This is a genomic window from Escherichia sp. WS33 (assembly GCF_046486385.1).
Taxonomy (GTDB): Bacteria; Pseudomonadota; Gammaproteobacteria; order Enterobacterales; family Enterobacteriaceae; genus ECMA0423.
Genome location: NZ_JBJQLJ010000068.1, coordinates 1 through 3,278, shown reverse-complemented (window position 1 = coordinate 3,278; position 3,278 = coordinate 1). Strand labels below are relative to the sequence as shown.

Sequence of the window (3,278 nt, the reverse complement as noted above, 5' to 3'; positions counted from 1 at the left end):
AGTAATAACCAACAGTCATACTGGTATTCAACCTGCCGGTTAAGAGTGACCCGCAATGGTCAGGAGATTTTTAATCAGTCCACGACGGATGCTCAGGGCGTATTTTCCTCAGTTATAGATATGCCTGTCGGACAGGGGACGCTGACACTGACATTCACCGTATCTTCATCAGGAGCGAATAACTGGACACCAACAACCAGTATCAGCGATCTGCTGGTTGTGGTGATGAAGAAATCCACAGCAGGTATCAGTATCAGCTGAATTTTATAACCCATAACGGGCGTCAGAAATGACGCCTTTTTTATTGCAGAAAAGCGAGAGGTAATTATGCGTAAACTTTATGCCGCCATTTTGTCCGCAGCCATTTGTCTGGCCGTATCCGGTGCGCCTGCATGGGCGTCTGAACATCAGTCCACGCTGAGCGCGGGGTATCTTCATGCCTCGACGAACGTTCCCGGCAGCGATGATCTGAACGGGATTAACGTGAAATACCGTTATGAGTTTACGGACACTCTGGGAATGGTGACGTCATTCAGCTATGCAGGAGACAAGAATCGCCAGCTTACCCGTTACAGCGATACCCGCTGGCATGAAGATTCCGTGCGTAACCGCTGGTTCAGCGTGATGGCGGGGCCGTCTGTACGCGTGAATGAATGGTTCAGCGCGTATGCGATGGCGGGTGTGTCTTACAGCCGCGTGTCGACTTTCTCCGGGGATTATCTCCGCGTAACTGACAACAAGGGGAAAACGCACGATGTGCTGACCGGAAGTGATGACGGTCGCCACAGCAACACGTCTCTGGCGTGGGGAGCTGGCGTGCAGTTTAACCCGACCGAATCCGTGGCCATTGATATTGCTTATGAAGGCTCCGGCAGTGGCGACTGGCGCACTGACGGTTTCATCGTGGGTGTCGGTTATAAGTTCTGATTAGCCAGGTAACACAGTGTTATGACAGCCCGCCGTTTCAGGCGGGCTTTTTTGTGGGGTGAATATGGCAGTAAAGATTTCAGGTGTACTGAAAGATGGCACAGGAAAACCGGTACAGAACTGCACAATCCAGCTGAAAGCAAAACGTAACAGCACCACGGTGGTGGTGAACACGCTGGCCTCAGAAAATCCGGATGAAGCCGGGCGTTACAGTATGGACGTTGAGTACGGTCAGTACAGCGTTATTCTGTTGGTGGAGGGATTCCCGCCGTCACATGCCGGGACCATCACCGTGTATGAAGATTCTCAACCCGGTACGCTGAATGATTTTCTCGGTGCCATGACGGAGGATGATGCCCGTCCGGAGGCACTGCGCCGTTTTGAACTGATGGTGGAAGAGGTGGCGCGTAACGCGTCCGCGGTGGCACAGAACACGGCAGCCGCGAAGAAGTCAGCCAGTGATGCCAGCACATCAGCCCGTGAGGCGGCAACCCATGCGACTGATGCTGCAGGCTCAGCACGTGCAGCCAGCACATCAGCCGGGCAGGCCGCGACGTCGGCTCAGTCAGCGTCTTCCAGCGCAGGAACGGCATCAACAAAGGCTACTGAAGCATCAAAAAGTGCTGCCGCTGCAGAGTCCTCAAAAAGCGCGGCGGCTACCAGTGCCGGTGCGGCGAAAACGTCAGAAACGAATGCGGCAGCGTCACAAAAATCTGCAGCCACTTCTGCATCCACCGCGACCACGAAAGCGTCAGAAGCTGCCACCTCAGCCCGGGATGCGGCGGTCTCAAAAGAGGCAGCGAAATCATCAGAAACGAACGCATCATCAAGTGCCATTAGTGCAGCTTCCTCGGCAACGGCGGCAGGAAATTCCGCGAAGGCCGCAAAAACGTCTGAGACGAATGCGGATAACAGCGCACAGGCGGCAGCGGCCTCACAAACTGCATCGGCAAACTCCGCGACAGCCGCCAAAAAATCAGAAACCAACGCAAAAAATAGCGAGGCAGCAGCAAAGAGCAGCGAAACCAACGCTAAAGCCAGCGAAACTAATGCTAAATCCAGTGAAACAAACGCGGCGAAATCTGCGGCGGACGCACTTAATTATCGCAACCAGGCCCAGGGTATTGTTGGTACTAACATCGGTTTGGGATCATCACCGCGTGATTGCTCTGACATCTCAGGAAATCCATCAGGTTATATTGGCTTTATGCGCATCATGTCTAATGCAACAGGTTTCCCTCCTATTGCATCAGGCGAAAGTAGCCTTACTGGTTTTATTAGTCAGGTAGATGGAACACCAGCGTATACAGGTGTATTTCAGGGATGGGCTACTCGCTCTCTTTATACCTATCGCTGGAATCCGACAATAGGCCCACAATGGACGCGCCACGCAAGAAAAGATGAGGTTATCCGATTTCAGCGTTCAAGCAACACAAGAACTGTCATTTTATCTACTGACGTTCAGGCTGACGGCTGTTACTTACAGGTTGATGCTGACGGTCAGTGGGGCGCGTTTAACCCTAAAGCTGGTAGATGGCAACCGCTCGCAGTTGCACAAGGTGGCACAGGGGCGAATGATGCAAGTACAGCGCGCTCTAAACTTGAAGTCATGTTTGAAGCAAAAACTGGCCTTGATGCGAATACGAACTTAAACGATATAAAAGGTACTACAGCCGGTTTTTATTACCAACCAATGTCTGCCAACGCAAAGCCAGAACTAAATTACCCGATACAGCTTGCGGGTGCACTGATGGTTTTAAAGGACGGGGCTAATGTTGGGTACTCATGTATTCAGATTTATTATGTATACAATAACCCAAGAATCTCATATAGCCGTACATACAATGGTGGTTCTGACACATGGTCAGACTGGGTGAAAAATGTATCAACTGAAAGGGTTGATGATTGGACTAGCGAAACATGGATATATAACCATGATAAATCTATGCGCCTGGGTTTAACCGGATCAACGTGGGGGTGTTACAGCGACACACAAAAAAAATGGATACCGCTTGATGTTTCTCATGGTGGTACTGGTGCGGCAACTGTTGATGGTGTCAGAACGAATCTTGGCTTAGGTAGGAACAACAGCCCTCAACTTAACAGTCTATTTCTTGATAGATATAGTGATTCGACCAATACATACACATCTAGTGGAATTCTCCATACAAGACTGTTAGCAGCTGACAGCACTGTGCGTCTTGGTGCTGATATGTATGTTGAAACTTTATCAAATGAGCCAGGTCAATTAACAATAAGGTTTACATACGATGGTTCAACTGGTGCTTCAAAATATCTAAACCTTAACTCAGAAGGTAATTTAATTGTAGATAGTGCGATACTGAAATCAA

3 protein-coding genes are annotated in these 3,278 nt (G+C 50.1%); all 3 read left to right on the top strand.

Features of this window, described 5'->3' with window-relative positions:
• A partial coding sequence (locus ACJHXA_RS23625; protein WP_283512379.1) for a hypothetical protein occupies positions 1–261 on the top strand: 261 nt, incomplete at its 5' end.
• Between the two features lie 66 nt (positions 262–327).
• Positions 328–927 carry an Ail/Lom family outer membrane beta-barrel protein gene (locus ACJHXA_RS23620; protein ID WP_208482579.1) on the top strand — a complete coding sequence of 200 codons (600 nt, stop codon included), beginning with the start codon at positions 328–330 and terminating at the stop codon, positions 925–927.
• 64 nt (positions 928–991) lie between these two features.
• The coding region (locus ACJHXA_RS23615; RefSeq protein WP_283512378.1) for a prophage tail fiber N-terminal domain-containing protein at positions 992–3,278 on the top strand (2,287 nt) is incomplete at its 3' end.